Source organism: Clostridioides sp. ES-S-0123-01 (assembly GCF_020658415.1).
GTDB lineage: Bacteria > Bacillota > Clostridia > Peptostreptococcales > Peptostreptococcaceae > Clostridioides.
In genome coordinates this window covers 31813-54775 of sequence record NZ_JACVWD010000003.1, presented here as the reverse complement: position 1 = coordinate 54775, position 22963 = coordinate 31813, and the positions used below count along the sequence as shown (strand labels likewise).

Below are 22963 nucleotides of genomic sequence, written 5' to 3'. Positions count from 1 at the left end.
TTTTAATTCTTCCTAAATTGTTTCTATTCTTTATTATTCTGCCTAATCCTATTATCTTCTATTTAACATTATACTTGTAATTTATAGTTATTACAATTTACTATGTACTTTTTTTGATTTAACGTTATAATATAAGTGATGGGTAAATTTTAAAAGTTAATAGGAGGAGTTTAAAATGGCATTAATTAATACAAAAGAAATGTTTAAAAAAGCTTACGAAGGTGGATTTGCTATAGGTGCATTTAACATAAGTGACTTAGAACAATTACAAGGTGTTTTAAAAGCTGCTAAAGCTAAAAATTCTTATGTTATGATACAAGCTTCTATGTCAGCTGTTAAATATGCTGGACCTCATACTTTAGTTGAGATGGTTAAAGCTGCTTCTGATGAAATAGGTGTAGATGTAGCTCTTCACTTAGATCATGGTCCAAATATGGATGCTATTAAAACTTGTATTGATGCTGGTTTCTCTTCAGTTATGATAGATGGATCTCATTTTGACTTTGAAGAAAATGTTAAAATAACTAAAGAAGCTGTTGAATATGCACACTCTAAGGGTGTTGTTGTTGAAGCAGAACTTGGTGTTTTAGCTGGAACAGAAGATGATGTTACTTCTGATGTTCATAAATATACTCAACCTGCTGAAGCAGTTGAATTTGTTGAAAGAACAGGAGTTGATTCATTAGCAATAGCTATAGGAACTTCTCATGGTGCTTTCAAATTCAAAGGAGAAGCTAAATTAAGATTCGATATACTAGAAGAAATCCAAAGCAAATTACCAGGTTTCCCAATAGTTCTTCATGGTGCATCTGCTGTTGACCAAAACGCTGTTGCTACATGTAATGAATTTGGTGGAAATATAGCTGGAGCTAAAGGTGTACCTGTAGACATGTTAAGAAAAGCATCTTCTATGGCTGTTTGTAAAATAAACATGGATACTGACTTAAGACTAGCTATGACTGCTGCTGTTAGAAAATTCTTAGCTGAAAATCCAAAAGAATTTGACCCAAGAAAATACATTGGTGCTGGTAGAGATGCTATACAAGCTGTAGTTGAAAGTAAAATAGATGATGTTTTAGGTTCTGCTAACTCTATAAACTAATATAACTTTTAAATATTTATAAAAGAAAAGAGATGACTTAGAGTAATTAAATTTATTTCTAAGCCATCTCTTTTAAGTTGAATATATCTTTTATATAAACAAAGATATATTATTTTTCTACTGTATCATTAATTATAGTACCATCTTTAAGCCCTTTATCTATTTCGTCTGTACTTAATTTAGTAGTAGCACTATCAGATATTTTTTCATTCTCTGCAGTAATTTCATACTTGTCAGTACCCTCTTTTTTATTATCTTCTTTCACAGTATCATTAATTATGGTACCATCTTTAAGTCCTTTAGTTATTTCTTTTATACTCATTTTTCCGTTATTAGGAGTATCTGCAAATGATTTATTTGTATTGTAAGTAATCCAAAGCCACCTAAACCAATCAGTCTGTTAATCCTAAAGCTATAAATTGTTTTTTCATAACTATTATCTCCTTTTTGTTATTTTCTAAATAATACCATAAGAATGTTTACTGAGTGTTTATGTTCTAATAGAAAATAATTTTAAAAACACTTTTAGCAATAGCACTCTCTGCTATGATTTATATGATTATAAATGTGTTATACAGTCTGGTAGATGCTTACTTTTTTAGAGGACTGGAACAAGTCAGATGAGTGCAACATCTATAGCATTTTTACAAAAAAATATTACTGGAATCAAAACTTCCAGCAATATTTAATAATAAAAAATATATTTACACAAATCTATGTACATTTTCCTAATAAATTCCTAATAAAGTATCTTTCATCAATTCTAATTACTTACTACACTAATAACTACACACGAATATATCCGCTTTTTATCTTTCTATGTATTGTAGAAGGATATATGCCTATCACCTCGGCTGCCTTTGTTATTGAACCATATTTATTTATAGCCTTACTTATCATTATTTGGTCTACCATTTTATATGCATCATTCAGATTCATAATTCCATTTACCACTATTGGTGATAAATCATTTGATTCGTTATCAATCATATCCAGATTTATAAGCATATTAAATTCATCTTCTCCAATTACGTTTTTGGCTGATAATACTACAAATCTTTCAATAATATTTTTTAACTCTCTTATATTTCCTGGCCAAGAGTATTCTTCCAATAATTCAATAACCTTAGGTGAAACTTCTACTTCTCTATTGTACTTATCATTATAAAGTTTTAGGAAGTAGTCCACTAATGGAACTATATCTTCTTTTCTCTCTCTAAGTGGTGGTATCTTTACTGGAATAACACTCAATCTATAGTATAAATCTTGTCTAAATTTAAGGTTGTTTCTAAGGTCCTCATGAGAAATATTAGTGGCACTTATATATCTAACATCTATCTTTATAGGTTTACTCCCACCAATTCTAGTAATTGTGTTTTCTTGTATAACTCTAAGTAATTTTTTTTGCATTTGCATTGGCAATTCACCTATTTCATCCAAGAATATAGTTCCACCATTTGCTTCTTCAAAAAGTCCTTTTTTACCCTTTTTCTTAGCTCCAGTAAAAGAACCTTCTTCATATCCAAAAAACTCTGATTCTAATAATTCATTTGGTATAGCCCCACAGTTTATAGCTATAAAAGGCTTTTCCCTTCTTGAACTATACTTATATATTGTCCTAGCTATAATTTCTTTTCCTACGCCTGATTCTCCATTTATAAATATAGAAGAATCTGATGCTGCAGCTCTTTTGACAACTTTTTTTATATTGTCCATAGTCTTACTTTGGCTTATATACTCTGTATCTTCTGATACATCACTATATCTTATCTGAGATTCAAGTTTAATAACCCTTGATATATCTCTTCCTGTAAGTACTCCTCCTGTAAGTTTTCCTTTTGAGTCCCATATTGGAACGGCTGTATAAGCGATAAGCTTTCCATCAGGATAAACAATATTTCTATAAATCTTTTTCTTTACCTTAAGCATATTTAATATTATTGGTTCTTCAACTAACCCCTGTCTGACAAGATCTGTTATATTTCTACCAAGTACTTCAGTTCTTTTAAAAGGTAAAATCTCATCACTGACAGTATTCATCTTTTCAATTACCCCATCTTTGTTAAATACAACGACAACTTCATCTATATGTTCTATTATATCCTCAACTATTTTGTCAGATATTACAGACTTCTCAAATAAATAAACTATGTTATTTTCATTATCATTATCTTTCATATTATAAATATGTGCAGTCATTCTTAATTCTCTAAAAGCTATTTTCTTTTTATTATTCACCAGTATATCTTTTTTGTCAAAATTTGAATCTAATTCATTTATATTTTTAGGTCTTTTTATATCGAGAAAGCTAAAAATATTATCTATTAGATGATTACAGTATATTATTTCGCCTGACTCTTTGCATAAAATAACTGGATTTTCTACATGTTCTATAAGCCCTATCAAATTATTATCCATCAATATTCGCACCTTTCATTAAGTAATTTATTGAACTACATACAAAATTTATTGTTTGCTTACAATAAATACTATTAGCACATACAACCAACTCCTTATTTGTCTTTTTTTAATATCTTGCTTCATTAAAATACAACTTACAGATAATTTTAATGGTCATAGTTTGTTAAAAATTTCATTTTGCTTTTAATTGTATTTTATCACATATTCGGTAATTATTTGTCTGTTTAACACAATTTAATTAAAATTAGTGCTTATTTTTGAAAATAAAGATAATCCTTATAGAATATGACTCACATTTTGTAAGTAATATACATATAAGGATTATCTAGATATCTTGTATTATAAAATTTTATTCAAACAGACTTTTTAATAACTGACAAATACAATTTAGTAATAACCATATTATGTAATAATATTTATGTTACTAACTAATAAGGCTTATTTCATCAGTAATATTTAGGTACTTGTTACCTATTAAGCTTTTATAGCTTCTAATAAATCATCAACGCTATCTAATTTATCTATAAGCATTGGAACTATTTCATGTAAGTCACCAACTACTCCATAATCAGCAATTTCTAATATTGGAGCTGCTGGGTTTTTGTTTATAGCAATTATGAAATCTGATGATTGCATACCTGCTAAATGTTGTATTGCTCCTGATATACCACAAGCTATGTATAGGTTTGGTTTAACAGTAGTTCCTGTTTGACCTACTTGGTGAGAATGGTCTATCCATCCAGCATCTACAGCTGCACGAGAAGAACCAACTACTCCACCTAATTTGTCAGCTAATTGTTTAAGCATTTCAAATCCTTCAGGTCCACCTAATCCTAGACCACCTGATACTATAACATTTGCATCTGTAAGAGATACTAAATCTTTTTTACTCTTAACTGTTTCTAAAACAGTAGTTCTTATATCATCTTGAGTTATTTTGTAATCTAATGCTATAACTTCACCAGTTCTTGTTTCGTCTTTTTCAGCTTTATCCATAACTCCAGGTCTAACTGTAGACATTTGAGGTCTATGGTTTGGACAAATGATTGTAGCCATTATATTTCCACCAAATGCTGGACGAGTTTGTTTTATTTTCTTATCTTCTGGGTCTATTTCTAGTTTAGTACAGTCTGCTGTTAATCCAGTTCCTACTCTTGAAGCTATTCTAGGTGCTAAGTCTCTACCTATATGAGTTGCTCCGAAAAGCATTATTTCTGGTTTTATTTCATCTATTGCATCTTTTATTACTTTTGTATATGCATCAGTTGTATATTTTTCTAAAAGAGCATCGTCTGCAACATAAACTTTATCAGCTCCATAAGAAATTAATTCTTTAGCTAATCCATCAACATCTTTTCCTAATAATACTGCACAAAGTTCTGCATCTACTTCTTTAGCTAATTTTCTTCCTTCTCCTAATAATTCGATAACTACTGGAGTTATTTTTCCATCTCTTTGCTCTGCAAATATCCATACGTTTTTATAAGAACTTAAATCTTTTATATCATTCATAGTTTGTACTCCTCCAACTTATATAATGTGCTTTTGTTTTAGACCTATTATTATTTTGTTAGCTATTTCGTCAGCTTTACCTTCTAAGATTTCTCCTTTTCCTCTTGGCTCAGGAGTAAATGATCTAAATACTTTAGTTGGTGATGCTTTTAAGCCAACTTCTTCTTTATTTACGTCTAAATCATCAATTGTCCAAACTTTTACATCATGTTTATATGCTTTAACTATTTTATCAACAGACATATATCTAGGTGCATTTAATTCTTTTACTGCTGTTAAAAGTACAGGTGTACTTACTTTAATTAATTCATATCCATCTTCTAATTGTCTTTGAACTATTATGTCTTTTCCTTCTATTTTGAAGTCTTGTACATATGTAACTTGAGGAATGTTTAATTTTTCTGCAATTTGTGGTCCAACTTGTGCAGTATCTCCATCTATTGCTTGTCTTCCTGCAAATATTATATCATAGTCGCCTATTTTAGATATTCCTGCTGCGATAGTATTTGATGTAGCCCAAGTATCAGCTCCTCCAAATGCTCTATCACTTAATAATATTGCATCATCAGCCCCCATAGCTAAACACTCTCTTAGCATAAAATCTGCTTGAGGAGGTCCCATTGTTATAACTGTTATAGTTACATCATCATGCTCATCTTTAATTTTTAATGCTTCTTCTAATGCATTTGCATCATCTGGGTTTAATATACTTGGAACTCCATCTCTTATAAGAGTACCTGTTTCTTTATTTATTCTTACTTCGTTAGTATCTGGAACTTGTTTTACGCAAACTAATATTTTCAAAGTCTATACCTCCAATTTCATTAGATTATTTATTATTTTAATACGTTTGATGAAATTACCATTTTTTGAACTTCTGATGTTCCTTCGTATATTGATACGATTCTAGCATCTCTGTACATTCTTTCGATTTCATAATCTTTTATGAATCCATATCCACCGTGAAGTTGTAATGCTTTATAAGCAACTTCATTTGCAACTTCTGCTGCATAGTATTTAGCCATTGCAGATTCTTGAGCAACTCTCATTCCTGCATCTCTCTTTTGTGCTGCATCATAAACTAATCCTCTAGCTGCACAAACTTTTGTTTCCATATCAGCTATAGTAAATTGAGTATTTTGGAATTTAGCTATAGGCTTACCAAATTGAACTCTTTGTTTTGTATATTTAACAGCTTCATCTAAAGCACCTTGAGCAATTCCTAGAGCTAAGGCAGCAACACCTATTCTACCTACTTCTAGAGTACCCATTGCTATTTTAAATCCATTACCTTCTTTTCCTATAAGGTTTTCTTTTGGAACTTTAACATTTTCAAATATTAAGTCAGAAGTTTCAGTTCCTCTTATACCCATCTTATCTTCATGAGCTCCTGTTGAGAAACCATCCCATTTGCTTTCTACTATAAATGCTGATGTTCCTCTAAGACCTTTAGATCTATCTGTAACTGCTATTACTATAGCTATATCGCAGAATGGTCCATTAGTTATGAAAGTTTTTCTACCATTTAATATGTAGTGGTCTCCTACTAATTCTGCTGTAGTTTGTTGTCCACCAGCATCAGAACCAGCTCCTGGCTCAGTTAAACCAAATGCTCCTATTAACTCACCTGTTGCTAAACCTCTTAAGTATTTTTGTTTTTGCTCTTCAGTACCATTGTAAAGTATTGGTAATGTAGCAAGAGAAGAACCAGCTGTAACGAAAGTAGCTGTTGAAGCACATCTTCTAGCTATTTCTTCCATTATGATAGCGTAAGAAACATATCCTGCTCCCCCACCACCATATTCTTCTGGGATATTACTGCTTATAAATTTTGTTTCAGCTAATTTTTTGATTAATTCCTTAGGCATTACACCTGTTTTATCCATTTCTGCTGGTAAAGTATCTAATTCTTTACTAACAAAATCTCTTACTGCTTTTCTTAAAAGTTCTTGTTCTTTGTTATATAACATAGCTTCCTCCAATTTTCATATTTTATAGTAAATTTATTTTAATGAACTTAAGCTAAACTCATCATCTCAGCAAAAGTTTGAATACGAGTTCTTGCTTGTTCATTATTCTGAGTTTGTTGGTCAATTTCAACATATAAAGTAGGTATTCCACTATCTTCTATATCTTTCTTAACTAAAGGATAATCGTATTCTTCTGGGTCACAGAATTTCATCATACAGAAGATAACACCATCTACATCTTTCTTTTTAACTTCATCTACTATAAGTGACCCACGTTTTTTCTTAGGGTCATAAGCTAATGAACAACCTTCTATGTTTGACCATTGTCTTGCTAATCTTTCTAATGCATCATCACCTGCAGGTACATCTGTTCTGAATTGTCTTGTTTCTTGAGCTAAATCATCAGCTACTACTGCTATATTATTGTCTTCTAAAATATCTAATATATCTTTAGAATCTGCTAATATACCTGTCAATAAAACTTTCTTTCCAGAACAGACTTCTTCTGGCATTGTGTTTAATTTTGCTATCAAATCTTTTACTAATTTAGTGTGTTCTTCTTTTCTCATAAAGAATCCACTTTTAATTACTAAGCTTCTTATTGATGGTTTTATAGTATTAGAATGTTTATAAGCTACTTCAACAAAGTCTCTCATAGTTTTTCTATGTTCATTGTAAATTTCTATACTTTCATGAATTTTTGCTTCTTCTATTTCATAACCACATATTTCTTCAAGTTCTCTTTTTACACCTTTGTATTCACTGATTAGGTATTTTACACCAGCTTCAAGTTTTCTGTTTTGTGGGTGTACTAATGATATATATTTTATGTGAGGTACTGCTGATTTCCAGTTTTGTCCTAAACAAATTAATGTGTCACACATACCTGGTATGATAACTCCAGATAATTCATCATATGCACCTTTTAATCCATACTCTAGACATGATTGCATTATTGAACATGCAAATGCAGGGAAATATTGTTTAGCTAAATCTAATTCTGTTTGTCCTCCCCATATACCAACTGGAAGCATTCCAGCTGCATGTATAATTTCTTCTGGGCAATAAACTGGGAAACAACCTATAGCTTTTTTACCAGTTGCATTTTTATATTCTTTTACAGCCTTATTTGGATTTTCAACTACTTCTTTCATTTTAGATAAAATAGCTTCCATTATATCTCACCTCTATTAAGTTTTTTTCTTTCTTCCATTACTTCAACTAAACCTTGAATTCTTGTTTCAAATTGAGCATTAGTAAAGGCTCTAGGGTCAGCTTGGTCACCATCAAATCCAGCATATGGTAATCCAGTTTCTTCAGCTGCTCTTCTTTGCATTTCATATTGTATTAAACTCATAAGTTTACAGCTTCTGTTCATATGATAGAATGCTCCATCACATTTACCCTCTACTAAAGAATCAACTCTATATTTTGTCATACGGTCTAAGTTTACATTGTTAAACATAGTACTGTATGCTACTGCCATTCCATCTAAATCATTAACTTCATATTGTAATGCCCAAGCATGTGGATAAACACTACCTGTCATATTAACTCCAAATTTAGCTAATGTTTTCATTTTATATCCAATATATGGCCAGCAAGGTATACCTTCCATCATTATTCTGTACTTTTCTTCTCCTCTGAAAGAAGATTTTCCAGTTTTCATATTATCTTCTAACTCTTCTATAAGTAATTTAAATGCTTCTGTAGTTTCTTTTTTACCTCTAGCACAAACTATTACAGCCATATAAGTAAATAAATCAAATCCATTCATTGGTGAAGGAGAAGAATCTGCTGGTAAACTCATAGAATATTTCCATAGTCTTCCGTTCTCAGCTGATACTTTCATTACTTCTTCAAATTTCTTAGGGTCAAATTTCTTTCCTGATATAATTTCTAACTGTTTTATAGCCTCTTCAAATTGAGCTTTTATATAGTCTATTCTAGATTGAGTTACTTCATCTTCATTATTGAAAGTTGTATCAATCATTATTAAAGGTATATCTAATTCTCTTGAAATATTTTCATACCATTTTATAACTTGATTACATATATTATTACAGCAAAGTAGGAAATCTGGAGCTGGCATATCTAAAGCTTCACATCCACCATTTTCTAAAAGACCAAAGTTTGTTCTTGCATATGCACATAGGTCGATAGAATATCCTTTAGATTCAGCCATTTCACATAATTCTAAAGAACCTTTTTTAGCCGCTACCCCAGCTGCTTGATTTTCTGGATATAATACATTTAAGTCAAATACTTCTGCTAACTCTTGAGGAAATACTGATGTTGACCAACCTACAGGTCTTCCTTCTTCTTTAGCTTTAAATGCATTTGCATATTGTTCAGCTAATAAATCGTTTATTACTACTCTAGCTTCTTTTTTTTCAGACATTGTCATCCCTCTTTTTATATATTTTTCACTTCTTTTTGTGATTCTTTTGCTTCATCAAAAGCATATAATGCTGCTCCTAAAGCACCAGTTAATTGAGGTATATCAGGTACAATAATTTCTGTATTGATTTCTCTTGCCATAGCTCTTACAATTCCACTATTTCTGGCAACTCCACCAACCATTACTACGTTTCTTTGTACTCCTATTCTTTTTGCTAGGCTAGAAACTCTCTTTGCTACTGAAGTGTGAATACCTGCTACTATATCTTCAATTTTTGCATTTTCTGATAAGTGTGATATAACTTCAGATTCTGCAAACACTGTGCATGTACTACTTATTGATACTTCATTTTGAGAATTCATAGATATACTTCCGAGTTCAGATACATCAACCTCTATTATTTTTGCCATTACATCTAAAAATCTTCCTGTACCTGCAGCACATTTGTCATTCATAAGAAAGTTTAGTAATCTTCCATTCTTATCTAGCTTTAGTACTTTAGCATCTTGACCACCTATATCAATAATGGTTCTTGTTTCTGGAATTATGAAGTTTACTCCTCTAGCATGACAACTTAACTCACTTATCTGTTTGTCAGCATCAGAATATTTCATTCTCCCATATCCTGTAACTACTATTTTTTCAATGTCTTCTCTTCCAAGACCTGACTCACTGTATAATTTTTCCAAAACTCTTGATGGTCCAGTAGTCCCAGTACCAGAAGATATCGTAGCTGAAGCCACAATATCCTCTCCATCTTTTAAAATTACTCCCTTTGATGCAGTTGAACCTATATCTAATCCCATTGTATACATCTTTAGTATTCTCCTTTCCCAAAATCTAGAAATACTAATTAGTATCTTACAACTTTATCTTCTTTTAAGTTATTTATTTTTGATTCGTCATATCCTAAAGTTTTTAATACTTCTATAGTATGTTCCCCTACTTTTGGTGCTGGTGTATAATCTTTTATTCCTTCATTTCTAAACATAACTGGAGTATTAACTAAAACACCTGTATTTCCACTATCATATGTCTTCTTAAATAAGAAGTCATTTGCCCAAGCTTGTTCATCATCTAGTAAATCTTCACAGCTTTGGATTTTTTCAAATGGTAAGTCTGCTTCTTCTAATAAAACTGACCACTCATCTAATGTTTTTTCTAACATAGCTTCTCCAACTATCTTAACTAAATCTTCAATGTGATTAACCATTGAATCTATGTTGTTGTATCTATCATCTTCTAATACATATTCTCTATTTATAACCTTACAGAATTTGCCTAACCATTTATTGTATTGTATTAAAGCTAATTGAATCCATCTTCCATCTTTACATTTATATGTAGTCATTAATGGGCTGTTTGGATTTTCTCTTGATAAAGGCATTTCATTTCCATATTGTGCTGTTGTTATCATTGTTCCCATTCCATATATAGCTGTATGGAAAAGACTTACTGTTACTCTTTCACCTACACCAGTTTTTCCTTTTTTATGTAATGCTGCTAAACTTCCTGCTGCTAATGCTAAACCTGCATAGTGGTCACCAAATCCTGCTGCTGTATTTGCTGGAGATGTCCCTTTTTCCATTACAGATTGGCTAACTCCTCCTCTTGCAAAGTATGCAGTATAGTCAAATCCTGGTTTATCTTTTAAAGGTCCTTTTTCACCATATCCTAATATTTGAGCAAATATTAGTCCTGGATACTTATCTTTTATTTGGTCATAAGCTATACCCATTTTTTCTAATGCTTGAACTCTAACATTAGTTACAAATATGTCTGCTTCTGATATTAATTTATGTAATATTTCTATTCCTTCTTTTGATTTTATATTAATACTTACACCCTTCTTATTTCCATTTTCTAATTCAAACATAGGGTTTTCATCATCTGATGCTGGAGATTTAAATGTTCCACCCATAACTCTTATTCCATCACCTTCTATAGGCTCAACTTTAATAACATCTGCACCCCAGTCACCTAACATTTTTGCACAACATGGTGCTGCGATGAAACTTGAAAGTTCTACTACCTTAACTCCTTCTAAAAGCATAACGTTTTCCTCCTTAATAGTATCAATTATAAAAATTCAATTAAATCACATATAAAGTACTTTTTTCTGATATTAACTATTTGATGTCAAAGTTCCTAATCTTATTGAGATAACTTATAAAATTATTAAAAGTTATAAATGATTATTTTTTATATTTTTTATTGTCTTACACCTATATTGTTAAGCATTTATCGTGCCAACTTTATATTTAAGCAAAATATCGCTTGATTTGAATGTTTTTTAACAATATACAATTGCATTATTAATTTCATATCGTGGCATCATGCAACTCTCCATAGCATTTTGCCATTTTTTTTATGCCTTTAAAAGTTTTTTTTATATATTTTTTTATGAAAAAGCTTGACTTTTCAAAAAAAATTTTCATTGCTAAACTCAAAAACACATGCTATCATTGTAATTAATCAATTGATTAGTTAACTAATTTAAAACTTAGATAATTTTTTAATAATATTTAATCTAAAAAATAACAATTTCTTTGATAAATGTTTAGAGCAATTATTATCTTAAATAAAAAATAACTAAATATCAAAATAACACAGGGAAAACAATTTCAAAACTAAATTTTTAACCTTAAAAATTTTGTATAAAAATATAACCTTATATTGCTACATATTATTTCTAAATGAAAAATTACCATATAATTTAATAATTACAGGAGGGTATTGATATGAAAATACTAGTATTTGGAGCACGCGATTATGAAGAACCAGTAATAAAACAATGGTCTGAAGAACATAAGGATGTTCAAGTGGATATTTATCCTGAAAACATGACTGAAGAAAATGTAGTAAAAGCTAAAGGATATGATGGTATATCTATACAACAAACTAACTATATAGATAACCCTTATATTTATGAAACTTTAAAAGATGCTGGGGTTAAAGTTATAGCTTCAAGAACTGCAGGGATGGACATGATACATTTTGGTTTAGTTAATGAAAATGGACTTATTGTTACAAATGTTCCTTCTTATTCACCTAATGCAATAGCTGAATTAGCTGTTACTCAAGCTATGAACCTTTTAAGAAAGACTCCTTTAGTAAAGAAAAAAGTCTGTGAAGGTGACTATCGTTGGATAGCTGAACTTCTTGGAACAGAAGTTAGATCTATCACAGTTGGTGTTATAGGTACAGGAAAAATAGGTGCTACTTCTGCCAAATTATTCAAAGGCTTAGGAGCTAATGTAATTGCATTTGACCAATATCCAAATAAAGATTTAAATGATATATTAACTTATAAAGATTCTTTAGAAGACCTTCTTAAAGAAGCTGACCTTATAACATTACATACTCCTTTACTTGAAGGAACAAAACATATGATAAATAAAGATACTTTAGCTATAATGAAGGATGGCGCTTACATAGTAAATACTGGTCGTGGTGGTTTAATTAAGACAGGGGACTTAATAGAAGCACTAGAAGCTGGAAAAATAAGAGCTGCTGCCCTTGATACATTTGAAACTGAAGGATTATTCTTAAATAAAAAAATGAACCCAGGTGAATTAACTGACCCAGAAATCAACAAACTTCTTTCTATGGAGCAAGTTATATTTACTCATCACCTTGGATTCTTCACTAGTACAGCGATAGAAAATATAGTTTATTCTAGTTTAAGTAGTGCTGTAGATGTTATAAGCACAGGAACTGCTGCTAATAGAGTAAATTAGTATTTTATAAATATATTTTTTCATTAATTAGCTATTATCTAACAAAATAGCCTTTAATTTCCCAAATATAAGAGAGTCTATTCAATATACATTGAGTATGACTCTCTTATATTATTTTTCTTATTTTATATTATTTGTATACACCTACTATTTGTTATATTTTATATCAAATTTACAACAACCTTTCTAATTATCCTATTAAATTATCCTAATTACAATCTACTTTTCCATCAAAAGACTTTGAATGGGTACAATTCACTTTTTACCAGAAAAATACCAAACAAACTATGAAAATTGTATGATTAATATTAATATATTTATAAGAAAACATTACAAGAATACTAGTTTGGGATTTTTGAGGAGGGATTATATTGGAAAAAATGAATAAAGCTACTTCTAAAAAGACGACCTGTATCGTCACTTCAGCGCTATTTGCGTCTATAATATGTTTGACAATAGCTTATATATTACATATTCCAGTTGGAGGAAACAATGGATATGTTCATATAGGAGATGCCTTTATTTATCTAGCTGCAACTATTTTACCAACAAACTATGCTATAGCAGCCTCCGCAATAGGCGCTGGTCTAGCTGATTTATCTACAGGAGCTGCAATATGGGTAATACCAACTATAATTATAAAGCCAATACTCGTATTATTTTTCACTTCTAAAAGTGACAAGATAATAAATAAACGAAATATAATTGCTTCATTTGTAGCAGGCATAGTAGGTCTAGTTTTATATATGTTTGCTGAGGGAATAATTATTGGAAGCTTTACAAGTGCTTTTGTAATGAGTTTACTTGGTTTGTTACAGCCAATAGGAAGCTTTATTGTGTTTGTACTTCTAGGGATAGCACTTGATAAACTTGATTTTAAAAGACGTTATTTTAACTAAATACTTAAATTTATGGAGGGAAAATTATGAATATCTTATATACAATTGAAAACAGTATCTATGTAAATATAACTAATACATGTCCATGTAGCTGTGTGTTTTGCATAAGAAATGAAAAAGATGAAGTAGCAAATAGTGGTAGCTTATGGTTAGAACACGAACCAAGTATTAATGAAGTAAAAGAAGCCTTTGGCAAATATAATTTAGATGAATATGATGAAATTGTATTTTGTGGATATGGTGAACCACTAATGAGAATAAATGAATTAATAGAAGTTGCTAAATTTGTAAAAGGGAAAAGTAATATCAAAACAAGAATAAATACAAATGGTCTAAGTGATTTAATACACAATAAAAAAACTGCTATTATGTTAAAAGATGTGATAGATGCAGTATCAATAAGTCTTAATGCTCCAAATAAAGAAGCTTATAATAGAGTTACTCAACCAAAGTTTGGAGAAAAATCATTTGACTACATGTTAGATTTTGCAAAAGATTGCAAAGAATATATAAAAGAAGTTGCCTTTTCAGTAGTAGATGAAATATCTCCAGAGGAAATAGAAGAATCTAAACAATTAGCAAAAGAACTTGATATACCACTTAGAGTTAGACATAAAAACTAACAATTATAAATTAGTATTTAAAACCTTAATACAAAGTTGACATATGAAAATAGTTAACTATAGGTGGGTCTTTAAAATAACGTAATAAAATATTATCTATTTAGTTAATGTTTTATTACTTTTAATACCTTTCTTGATAACAGAATCATTCTTTGCTATAACCCACATGTAAGTCAGAAGAAATATGACTATGTCTAACAAGGCCAGAAAACTTTTTAAGAAAATACATAAAAAATAGAAAAAATATAAAGTAGTGAATTAGAGAAAAAACTTGATAATATTTCCTTTCCCTATGATGGTATGGAAATTATAGTCTGAAGCATTGAATAATAAGCACAATGAAAAGTCAGAAAATATTAATATATAGTTTGTCTAAAGTCTGAGCTGGTGCAAATTCTCTGCACCAGCTACAACATGTTTTACCCCATCACATTTTTGTTTATCTAGCCCTTTATAGACTTCCATCATCTCTCTGATTTATCAATTAAAGCAATAACAACCATCCACCAATTAATATAAGAATTGAACCTGGTATTTTCTCCTTGATATTTTCTTTAAATATAAAGTGAGCAAGTATTAAGGTTATTATCATAGAAACTTGAGAAAATGGTTCTGCTATACTGAGTTCTAAATTATTTAAAGCAATTAATAATGCTAGATAAGAATATCCATTAATAGCACCACTTAAAATTGAAAGTCCCTTCTTATTACTAAATATTTCATAGATTACTCTTTGTTTCTTTTTAAATGCTAAAAAGACAAATAGATTTAATCCAACAAAAAAGTAAAGTATCGTTGAATATAGTATAGGAGATACTTGAACATAAAATGCCTTATCTAATACCCTTCCTACTGATTGAAAAAATATGTACAAAAACATCAATCTACATGGTAGATTATTTAGAATGGCAGATGCATTTTTTAATAAAGAACTTACATTTTTTAATATAAATACTCCACCTATCATAATTATAATTCCTGCAACTTTTGCTAAACTAAAACTTTCGCCTAAAAATACAACTGATAAAAGCAATAGAAATAGTGAGTTTAAACTGTTTATTGGAGTTACAAGTGAAACTTCACCAGTTGCTAGAGATGTTACATATGCTACTGACCCAATCGAATAAACTAAGCTACTTATATAGCATGGTATTAAAAAGGACCAATCTCCAACCTTACTCATTATACTAAATGGTAGTAAACATACTCCACCTATAAAGAAAAATAAAAATGATGAAGCTATATTTTTATAAATATCGCCTTCCTCATCACCTAATAATCTTACAACTACTCTTTCAAAGGCTAACAGCACTACTCTAATTAATAGTGCAAAATAAGATATTATCATTTTTGACCTCACTTAAAAATTAATCTGAATTACTGAATATACTTACTAAATCTCATTATTATAAATCAAATCTACCATATAGGCAAATTTTTTGGGTTTTTCAATATCTTATGTTTAAATACAGGTACCTTAAGCTTTTCCCCTAACTTACGACATTGTTCTTTATAAGTCCCCTTTAATTTATCATGAAAAACTATACCATCAATTCCACCATCAATACTGTCTACACACTTTTCTAATTTTTCAAATCCATCTTCATTATCATACATTCCACTTACAATCCATTGATTTGGTAATACATGCCCAATTGATATATTGTATTCTCCATTTTTTATAATGTCTGAAAAAGAATTTTCAAAGTGAACTCCTCCTACACACAGTAAAGTTTTTATAGGCTCATCACTATCAAATACTCTAATTAGAGACTTCGATAATACTTGTATTGCTGTCTTATTATTAAAACTATTACTATTACTTCCTATCTCAATATCTAACATAGGTACAGAATATTCTGTAATTAATTTAGCTACTTCACCATATGTAGTTCCAGACCAGTGAGTTGCTTCTGTTAATGTAGTGAATTCATCAAGGGAGTTTTCATTTTTTATATCTTCAATTGCATTAATTAAGTTTCTAAAATATTTTGGATTTGAATTTCCAAACTCGCCTGTTGGTACATCTCCAATAGTATGAGCTGTTAGAATATTTTCTGGAGCATTCTCTCCTTCATGCCAATTCACAACTCCTGCAAAATCAAAATCTTTGAAATACTTATTTAAAATTGGCAGATAATATTTATAATCATGACTTATTACATTTTCCGTTTTTACAAACTGGAATAGGTTATTGTTTTTATCTATAAATTCTAATACAAAGTTATCATCAACAATAATATCAGTCTGCTTTAAATCCATTACTTCCTCACAACAGTTAATTACATTTTTAGCCACTGGGTCTTTATCTAAACTATTACAAAAGAAGAAAACTGCTTTTTTGTTATTCATCTATAAATCACACTCCTATTATTTAAATATTATATACTCTCCTACTTAAAATCATCTAAATATTACTATATACTCCATTCAATTATTATACATAATATACTACCATACTTATTTTAGCTACACCTCTCCCTGAGTTTCTATATACATGTGATACATCAGCTTTAAATCTTATAGAATTCCCACTAGATACAATATAATCCTCTCCATTTATTTTAATAGTTATTTCACCACTAAAAACTGTAATAAACTCTTGAGTTCCTGGAAGTTCCGCATTTGAATCCAACGTTCCACCCTCTTCTATCTCAATCATAAATATTTCAAATCTTCTCTTGGAATCAAATGGAAATATAGGATAACTTACATATTTTCCATCATCTTCAATAAAATGGTCTACATCCTTTTTATCAACCAATTCTATCTCACTTTCTTGTCTTTCCATCAATGATGTAAATGATATTTTTAATCCATTCGTTATCTTCTTGATAGTAGATATAGTTGGATTCACTTCACATTTTTCAATTTGAGACAACATACTCTTACTTACTCCACTAAGTTGAGAAATTTTATCTAAGCTAAGATGTTTTTCTTTCCTTATTTTTTTTAAGTTTTCAGCAATTATTTCATTTAAATTCTGCATAAATTCACCTCGACTATACTTATACAATCATAAGCATATTTAATTATTTTATCTAAAGACAGTAACTTATTTTAAAACATTCTAGACAATATACTGTACATTATGTTTAATATATAATACTTTTTTAAGAATGTAAATACTATTCTAAAGTTTTCTTTAAAAACAAGCAAATAAAAAAGCTAGAAGTCTATGTTTTTACAAGACTACTAGCTTTTGCTATCATAAAATTGTATTTTAACTATAAAACTTAGATGCTCCTATCAGTTGTCTTTTGGAAACAATCTTAGCTAGATTGGCTAATGAAGATATTTTTATATCCTTAAAAGAAACTAAAAATACAAACTTAAAATCAGTGAATTCTTGATTTATATTATATATATCAAAATAGCATCTCAAATTATCAAATAGGTAATTTTCTTGCAAATCTGCTTCTATTTCATCAGTAGCATCTTTTAAATATGCTCTTACATCTTCAAATAAGACATTGAAATAAGACTCATCTATTTCCTCACCCAATTCTTCTAATATTTCTTCTATATCTAAATCATCCATATCAAAAGAATTTCCTGTCAATTGACAATCAAACACCAATATATTCTCCTGATTTATAGTATTTGATATATCTTGTACATATTCAAAGTCTGGACGTAATTCTAAAATGTCTTTTATCTCACTACTCTTTACATGAATTTTTCCTTTTCTGTTTTCTAGTTTTAAATCTATCATATGCTCCCCCTTTCAAATTATAAGTCTTTTAATTACTTTCTTCTATAATCTTTTTAATATCTATCCAGTTATTAACTCTAATTATGTTTTGATGTTCAATATCTTTATTATAGTTAGTATCTAAAAGTATTACTTTAACACCTGCATCAGCCAATTGGACTGAGTTTAAAGGGTTATCTTCTATAAATATATCACAACTCAGTTCTCTTGCCTTTTCAACTTTATAATCACTTCCTAATAAGTAAACATCTATATCTAAAATTCCTTGTCTAATTAACCAGTTTTTAGTTACATCAGTTAAACACTCATGTCTAGCTGTTACAAAAGATAAATTATGCCCCTTAGATAATTCCTCTATTACTTCAATAGCTCCTTCTACAATTTCTGCTTCATCATATGAATGTACATACTTATCATTAAATTCTGCATATACATCCCTTATTCCTGAACCATATAATTCTTCCCAATTGTGAGTTATACACTCTGACTCTGTAATGTTTTTATTGAATATATCATTTAGGTATGGAAGAAAATGATAAGGGCTAGTTATTGTTCCATCTATATCAATACATATATTTAATTTGTTCATTTTTACCTCCATGTAACATTTATTGATTTTATTAATCAAATATTATAGCACAGCTTTAATTATAAATCAAAATCATATATATGACTATACCTATATAATACCAAAAAGCTTGCATATTTAAGCAAGCTTTTTGTAAATTTTACATTTTCAACTAATATATAAGTTTTTCTAAAGTTGGTTCTACTCCAAATTGTGTTTTTAGTTCTCTATATTCATTTAATGCTTTTTCATTATTTGTTTTAGTTTTTATTGCTCTTATCATTAAATTTTTTGGTGTATCTAATGGGGATATGTATTCTACCACAGAAGTATCGTATCCATTTCCTTCTAGCAATAACGTTCTTAAACCATCAGTTATTAAGTCTGCAAATCTAGCTTTAAATACTCCATGTTTTAATATTGGTTCCATAGCTTCATATTTATATTGTCCTAATAACTCCTTATGACAGCATGGTACTACTACTATAGCTTCTGATTTTGCTCTAATTCCTAATCCTATAGCCATATCTGTTGCTGTATCACAAGCATGTAAGCTTATTACAAGGTCAACATCTCTATTAGGTGTATAATTAGTTAAATCCTCTTTTATAAATGACATATTTTTATAGCCTAAGTTTTTAGCCATCTTCTTTGACGCTTCTATAACTACATCTGAATAATCTATTCCTATAAAATAACAGTTTTTCTTTAATACTTCTTTTATATAGAAATTTAGTACAAAACTTAGATATGATTTACCACAAGCACAATCTAATATTGTTATACAGTCTTTGTCTTTTATTTCTTTTAAAATATTGTCTATAAGCTCCACAAAGTGGTCTATTTGATTATACTTTCTTATTTTATCATTTTTTATTTTACCATCTTTTGTAAGTACTCCAATTTCTTTTAAAAGTGCATTTGCTTGTCCTACTTTTACATAGTACTCTCTGTTTTTTATTTGAGATGCTGTAAATTCATCTATTTTCGGTACTTCTTCTTTATTATCTAGATACTTTACATTTACTTTTTTATTGTCTCCTTCTATTACGACAATAGTACCTCTTTCAATATATCTAAATACTAGCCCATCATAATTTTCCGCTTCTTTAGATATATTTTTTAACAATTCACTAAATGTATGTAACTCTGACTTGCCTTTAAAATTAAATTTGTACTTACCTTCTTCTTCTATTGCAATTCCTTTAAATTCTTTTCTTCCTGATTTAAAAACTACTTCTAATTCAATAAAAAAATCTTCATTTTCAAGGTTTCTCTGAGTAATCCCCATAAAAAACATATTTAGTTTTCCTATACTCTGCTTATTCATACTAATCTCCCTTTTAACTTATCTCTTTAACTCTTAATCAATAGTATTTGACCCATCTATTTCTTCATTTAAATCATTCAATCTATTTTTAAAACTTTCTATCTGCTTATCTGATAAATCAAGATACTCAGTTATCTTGCCTATATATTTAGGACTTTTAGTATTTATTAATTTTAAGGCACTATCCATGGACTTTTGTCTAAGTTCATACGCCTTTTTTACATCATCTCTAGCACTACTTAATACCTTTGTATATTCATCCTTAGAAAGTTCTGGGATTTGCATATTCTCATATTCTTCTATAACTTCTTTACACTTATTTCTAGCATTTGTAACATCTTTTTTTATACTAGATAATTTAGTTATATTTTTTGCAATATCCTTAGTATAAGGTATACATTCTCTCATTGGTACTAAAGCTACTCTTTCTATATTATAAATTTCTTTCTTGAAAATTCCTATACTTTCTAGGTCTATTTTTTTTATATCTTCACTATCATTTTCTTTACTTGTATAAGTATCTTTGTTTTCTCTAGTATTTACTTGTTTTTCTGATTCACTATTTGTTGAAGTATTTCTTTCTAAATCATTATTCTTTGTTACATCTTTTTGATTTTCTTCTTTATTATTTTCTGTACTTTGTGTATTTTTCTCTTGCTTATTATCTACTTTTTTGTTGTTTGATTCTTTGCTATTTTTTTTATCTTGTTTTAAATCTTCTTCTTCTTTTTCATTAAAATTTGATACATATTTCTCATCATATGTCTCATCAGAAATATAATTATGATAATACATAGATTCTTTTATCTTATTAAGTCCACTCATATAGATGTTACTTATCATTATTGTTGTAGCTAATACTACATAAATACTACTGTAGATACAAGACCTCTTAAAATTCTTGTAATTTCTGAATATCACTATCAAAGGAATAAGATATAAAAATATAAAAACTAATATCCACCTCATAAATCGTGTCTCCTTTCTCAAAACCGAAATCCCTCAAATATTTATTTTTAATCATGTATCTTATAGTATTTACCAATTTATGTTTTTTAATCGTGAACTTTTATTAAATTAAATTCTGTATAATCACAAGATGCTAATATATATTCAACTCCATTTCTAATTCCTTTTAGACCCATTTTAAAAGACTCTTTACCATGCAAGTGACCATAAATCACCTTTTCAACATTATATTCTTCAAATAATTTTGTAAATAAAGACTCCTCTAATCTATCATTTGTAGGAGGATAATGAGTGATTACTATTATTTTGGAATAACCTTTTTTACGGGCAGACTCTAATGACAGCCTTAATCTATTTTCTTCTCTTCTATAAACTTTTTCATCAGTCTCATCAAATTTAACATCATTGGGACATATCCAACCTCTACCTCCACAAATTGCATACTCTCTATATTCATAGAAATTTGTTTGAATAAAACGCATATTTTCATATAGCTTATTCAAACTTGTAACTGTTGTCCACCAATAGTCATGATTTCCCTTTATAAGTATTTTTTTACCTGGAAGTTCATTTATTATATCTAAATCTTTTTTAGCTTCTGATAAATTAATTCCCCAAGATGTATCTCCTAATACTAATACTACATCTTCTTCTGTAACAACCTCTTTCCAATTATCTATAATCTTTTTTTCATGACCATCCCAATTACTACCAAAGATATTCATTGGTTTATTTACTGATGTTGAAAAATGTAAATCACCTATTGCATATAAACTCATAACATCATTCCTTCCTTGATTAAACTAAATAGGCTGTCTCTTCTTAGAAATTATTTTCCATTAAGAGGCAGCCCCATTAATATTTAGTAAATTTTCTCTATAAGTAGCTTTATTGAACCACTCTATCATCTACCTTGTTATCCTTATATTGCTCTAATAACATATCTATTTCTTGTTTTAATTCTAAAATTTCGGTTATGTTTTTGTCTGTTTCAGTTCTATCCAACTTTCTTTGATACTGCATAGCTTTATGTGTATCACCTAAGTCATATAACTCTTGTATTCTATTTAGAGTGTCTCTAATTGCTATAGACTTCATTTGATACATAGCCTGAGCTTTCATTATATCCTCTCTTATTTCACTCATTTCTTGGTCTAAGAGAAACGCAGCATCAGATGCTCTTCTAAGTCTTTCTGCTAGAGTCTCAGGTATGTAATGGTCATATTTATATTTTAATGAATGTTCTATTGTAGCCCAGAAATTCATTGCAAGAGTTCTTATTTGTATTTCACATATAATTTCTTTTGAGCCCGCAATTGAGTTTATAGGATATTTTATTATAACATGATAGCTTCTATAACCACTATCTTTGTAGTTTGTAATATAATCTTTTTCTCCTATTATAGTCATATCATTTCTTACTTTTATCAAATCAACTATATAATATATATCTTCAACAAACTGGCACATTATTCTTATACCAGCAATATCATCAATTTCAGTTTCTATATCTTTCGCATTTAGCCTTTTTAACTTAGATATTATGGAAGATATTTTTTTTGTCCTTCCTGTGACAAATTCTATGGGAGAATACTCGCCTTTTGCTAAATATTCTTTTCTTATATTTTTAAATTTTATTTTCAATTCTTCTACTGCATGTTCATAAGGTGCTAGTATTTCATTCCATTTTTCGTATTCCATATTGCTCACCCT

The 22963-nt window shown here is 29.1% G+C and carries 22 protein-coding genes; 4 read left to right on the top strand and 18 right to left on the bottom strand.

The genetic code is table 11. From position 1 onward, the window contains the following. Nucleotides 1-175 precede the first annotated feature (175 nt). The gene (gene fba, locus IC175_RS07235) at nt 176-1102 is read left to right on the top strand and encodes a class II fructose-1,6-bisphosphate aldolase (protein WP_227483382.1); all 927 of its coding nucleotides are present in this window, start codon (nt 176-178) and stop codon (nt 1100-1102) included. A gap of 109 nt (nt 1103-1211) precedes the next feature. Here fba and IC175_RS07230 read toward each other — a convergent pair whose 3' ends face one another. From IC175_RS07230 to hadA, 9 genes are all read right to left on the bottom strand, one after another. Further along, nucleotides 1212-1424, bottom strand: coding sequence for a hypothetical protein (locus IC175_RS07230; RefSeq protein ID WP_227851358.1), 213 nt, complete (start codon nt 1422-1424; stop codon nt 1212-1214). A gap of 464 nt (nt 1425-1888) precedes the next feature. Beyond that, nucleotides 1889-3520, bottom strand: a complete 1632-nt coding sequence (locus IC175_RS07225; protein WP_227435441.1) for a sigma-54 interaction domain-containing protein — start codon at nt 3518-3520, stop codon at nt 1889-1891. 477 nt (nt 3521-3997) lie between these two features. Beyond that, nucleotides 3998-5035 carry an electron transfer flavoprotein subunit alpha/FixB family protein gene (locus tag IC175_RS07220; RefSeq protein WP_227435443.1) on the bottom strand — a complete coding sequence of 346 codons (1038 nt, stop codon included), beginning with the start codon at nt 5033-5035 and terminating at the stop codon, nt 3998-4000. Nucleotides 5036-5053: 18 nt separating this feature from the next. Continuing rightward, a complete protein-coding gene (gene etfB, locus IC175_RS07215) occupies nt 5054-5839 on the bottom strand; it encodes an electron transfer flavoprotein subunit beta (RefSeq protein WP_227435445.1) in 786 nt (261 codons plus the stop codon). Nucleotides 5840-5871: 32 nt separating this feature from the next. Continuing rightward, on the bottom strand, nt 5872-7005 hold the full coding sequence (gene acdB / locus IC175_RS07210) for a putative isocaproyl-CoA dehydrogenase AcdB (protein ID WP_227435447.1): 1134 nt from the start codon (nt 7003-7005) through the stop codon (nt 5872-5874). A 47-nt stretch (nt 7006-7052) separates the two neighbouring features. Further along, nucleotides 7053-8180, bottom strand: a complete 1128-nt coding sequence (gene hadC / locus IC175_RS07205) for a (R)-2-hydroxyisocaproyl-CoA dehydratase subunit beta (RefSeq protein ID WP_227435455.1) — start codon at nt 8178-8180, stop codon at nt 7053-7055. Further along, a complete protein-coding gene (gene hadB, locus IC175_RS07200; protein ID WP_169468259.1) occupies nt 8180-9406 on the bottom strand; it encodes a (R)-2-hydroxyisocaproyl-CoA dehydratase subunit HadB in 1227 nt (408 codons plus the stop codon). Before hadB ends, hadC begins: the two co-directional genes overlap by 1 nt. A gap of 14 nt (nt 9407-9420) precedes the next feature. Then, the gene (gene hadI / locus IC175_RS07195) at nt 9421-10221 is read right to left on the bottom strand and encodes a 2-hydroxyisocaproyl-CoA dehydratase activator HadI (protein WP_227435457.1); all 801 of its coding nucleotides are present in this window, start codon (nt 10219-10221) and stop codon (nt 9421-9423) included. A 38-nt stretch (nt 10222-10259) separates the two neighbouring features. Next, on the bottom strand, nt 10260-11459 hold the full coding sequence (gene hadA / locus IC175_RS07190) for an isocaprenoyl-CoA:2-hydroxyisocaproate CoA-transferase HadA (protein WP_227851357.1): 1200 nt from the start codon (nt 11457-11459) through the stop codon (nt 10260-10262). 688 nt (nt 11460-12147) lie between these two features. Here hadA and IC175_RS07185 point away from each other — a divergent pair. The 3 genes from IC175_RS07185 to IC175_RS07175 all read left to right on the top strand — a co-directional run bounded on the left by IC175_RS07185 (nt 12148) and on the right by IC175_RS07175 (nt 14668). Then, entirely contained in the window at nt 12148-13146 is a 999-nt protein-coding gene (locus IC175_RS07185) for a D-2-hydroxyacid dehydrogenase (protein WP_227435461.1), read from the top strand. Between the two features lie 371 nt (nt 13147-13517). Further along, a complete protein-coding gene (locus IC175_RS07180; RefSeq protein ID WP_227435465.1) occupies nt 13518-14045 on the top strand; it encodes a TIGR04002 family protein in 528 nt (175 codons plus the stop codon). Between the two features lie 26 nt (nt 14046-14071). Beyond that, complete coding sequence (locus IC175_RS07175) at nt 14072-14668, top strand: TIGR04100 family radical SAM protein (protein ID WP_227825099.1); 597 nt, start codon at nt 14072-14074, stop codon at nt 14666-14668. A gap of 484 nt (nt 14669-15152) precedes the next feature. Here the strand turns inward: IC175_RS07175 and IC175_RS07170 are convergent, their stop codons facing one another. From IC175_RS07170 to IC175_RS07130, 9 genes are all read right to left on the bottom strand, one after another. Beyond that, nucleotides 15153-16016, bottom strand: a complete 864-nt coding sequence (locus IC175_RS07170) for an EamA family transporter (RefSeq protein ID WP_227435468.1) — start codon at nt 16014-16016, stop codon at nt 15153-15155. A 71-nt stretch (nt 16017-16087) separates the two neighbouring features. Next, the gene (locus tag IC175_RS07165) at nt 16088-17020 is read right to left on the bottom strand and encodes a D-aminoacyl-tRNA deacylase (RefSeq protein WP_227851356.1); all 933 of its coding nucleotides are present in this window, start codon (nt 17018-17020) and stop codon (nt 16088-16090) included. 85 nt (nt 17021-17105) lie between these two features. Beyond that, nucleotides 17106-17657: a helix-turn-helix domain-containing protein gene (locus IC175_RS07160; protein WP_227435472.1), complete on the bottom strand. Its 552-nt coding sequence runs from the start codon at nt 17655-17657 to the stop codon at nt 17106-17108. A gap of 234 nt (nt 17658-17891) precedes the next feature. Next, a complete protein-coding gene (locus tag IC175_RS07155) occupies nt 17892-18383 on the bottom strand; it encodes a hypothetical protein (RefSeq protein WP_054272357.1) in 492 nt (163 codons plus the stop codon). A 28-nt stretch (nt 18384-18411) separates the two neighbouring features. Next, nucleotides 18412-18972 carry a 5' nucleotidase, NT5C type gene (locus tag IC175_RS07150; protein ID WP_227435474.1) on the bottom strand — a complete coding sequence of 187 codons (561 nt, stop codon included), beginning with the start codon at nt 18970-18972 and terminating at the stop codon, nt 18412-18414. Nucleotides 18973-19123: 151 nt separating this feature from the next. After that, nucleotides 19124-20281 carry a class I SAM-dependent methyltransferase gene (locus tag IC175_RS07145; protein WP_227435477.1) on the bottom strand — a complete coding sequence of 386 codons (1158 nt, stop codon included), beginning with the start codon at nt 20279-20281 and terminating at the stop codon, nt 19124-19126. A 33-nt stretch (nt 20282-20314) separates the two neighbouring features. Further along, nucleotides 20315-21250 (bottom strand): hypothetical protein, encoded by a 936-nt coding sequence (locus IC175_RS07140; protein WP_227851354.1) that lies wholly within the window; start codon nt 21248-21250, stop codon nt 20315-20317. A gap of 86 nt (nt 21251-21336) precedes the next feature. Beyond that, nucleotides 21337-22029, bottom strand: coding sequence for a metallophosphoesterase (locus tag IC175_RS07135; RefSeq protein WP_227435481.1), 693 nt, complete (start codon nt 22027-22029; stop codon nt 21337-21339). A gap of 109 nt (nt 22030-22138) precedes the next feature. After that, a complete protein-coding gene (locus IC175_RS07130) occupies nt 22139-22951 on the bottom strand; it encodes a GTP pyrophosphokinase family protein (protein WP_227435483.1) in 813 nt (270 codons plus the stop codon). Nucleotides 22952-22963: the final 12 nt, after the last annotated feature.

Coding starts and splice junctions, on each gene's coding strand:
- fba (WP_227483382.1), top strand. CDS start 176: ATGGCATTAATTAATACAAAAGAAATGTTTAAAAAAGCTTACGAAGGT.
- IC175_RS07230 (WP_227851358.1), bottom strand. CDS start 1,424: ATGAGTATAAAAGAAATAACTAAAGGACTTAAAGATGGTACCATAATT.
- IC175_RS07225 (WP_227435441.1), bottom strand. CDS start 3,520: ATGGATAATAATTTGATAGGGCTTATAGAACATGTAGAAAATCCAGTT.
- IC175_RS07220 (WP_227435443.1), bottom strand. CDS start 5,035: ATGAATGATATAAAAGATTTAAGTTCTTATAAAAACGTATGGATATTT.
- acdB (WP_227435447.1), bottom strand. CDS start 7,005: ATGTTATATAACAAAGAACAAGAACTTTTAAGAAAAGCAGTAAGAGAT.
- hadC (WP_227435455.1), bottom strand. CDS start 8,180: ATGGAAGCTATTTTATCTAAAATGAAAGAAGTAGTTGAAAATCCAAAT.
- hadB (WP_169468259.1), bottom strand. CDS start 9,406: ATGTCTGAAAAAAAAGAAGCTAGAGTAGTAATAAACGATTTATTAGCT.
- hadI (WP_227435457.1), bottom strand. CDS start 10,221: ATGTATACAATGGGATTAGATATAGGTTCAACTGCATCAAAGGGAGTA.
- hadA (WP_227851357.1), bottom strand. CDS start 11,459: ATGCTTTTAGAAGGAGTTAAGGTAGTAGAACTTTCAAGTTTCATCGCA.
- IC175_RS07185 (WP_227435461.1), top strand. CDS start 12,148: ATGAAAATACTAGTATTTGGAGCACGCGATTATGAAGAACCAGTAATA.
- IC175_RS07175 (WP_227825099.1), top strand. CDS start 14,072: ATGAATATCTTATATACAATTGAAAACAGTATCTATGTAAATATAACT.
- IC175_RS07170 (WP_227435468.1), bottom strand. CDS start 16,016: ATGATAATATCTTATTTTGCACTATTAATTAGAGTAGTGCTGTTAGCC.
- IC175_RS07165 (WP_227851356.1), bottom strand. CDS start 17,020: ATGAATAACAAAAAAGCAGTTTTCTTCTTTTGTAATAGTTTAGATAAA.
- IC175_RS07160 (WP_227435472.1), bottom strand. CDS start 17,657: ATGCAGAATTTAAATGAAATAATTGCTGAAAACTTAAAAAAAATAAGG.
- IC175_RS07155 (WP_054272357.1), bottom strand. CDS start 18,383: ATGATAGATTTAAAACTAGAAAACAGAAAAGGAAAAATTCATGTAAAG.
- IC175_RS07150 (WP_227435474.1), bottom strand. CDS start 18,972: ATGAACAAATTAAATATATGTATTGATATAGATGGAACAATAACTAGC.
- IC175_RS07145 (WP_227435477.1), bottom strand. CDS start 20,281: ATGAATAAGCAGAGTATAGGAAAACTAAATATGTTTTTTATGGGGATT.
- IC175_RS07140 (WP_227851354.1), bottom strand. CDS start 21,250: ATGAGGTGGATATTAGTTTTTATATTTTTATATCTTATTCCTTTGATA.
- IC175_RS07135 (WP_227435481.1), bottom strand. CDS start 22,029: ATGAGTTTATATGCAATAGGTGATTTACATTTTTCAACATCAGTAAAT.
- IC175_RS07130 (WP_227435483.1), bottom strand. CDS start 22,951: ATGGAATACGAAAAATGGAATGAAATACTAGCACCTTATGAACATGCA.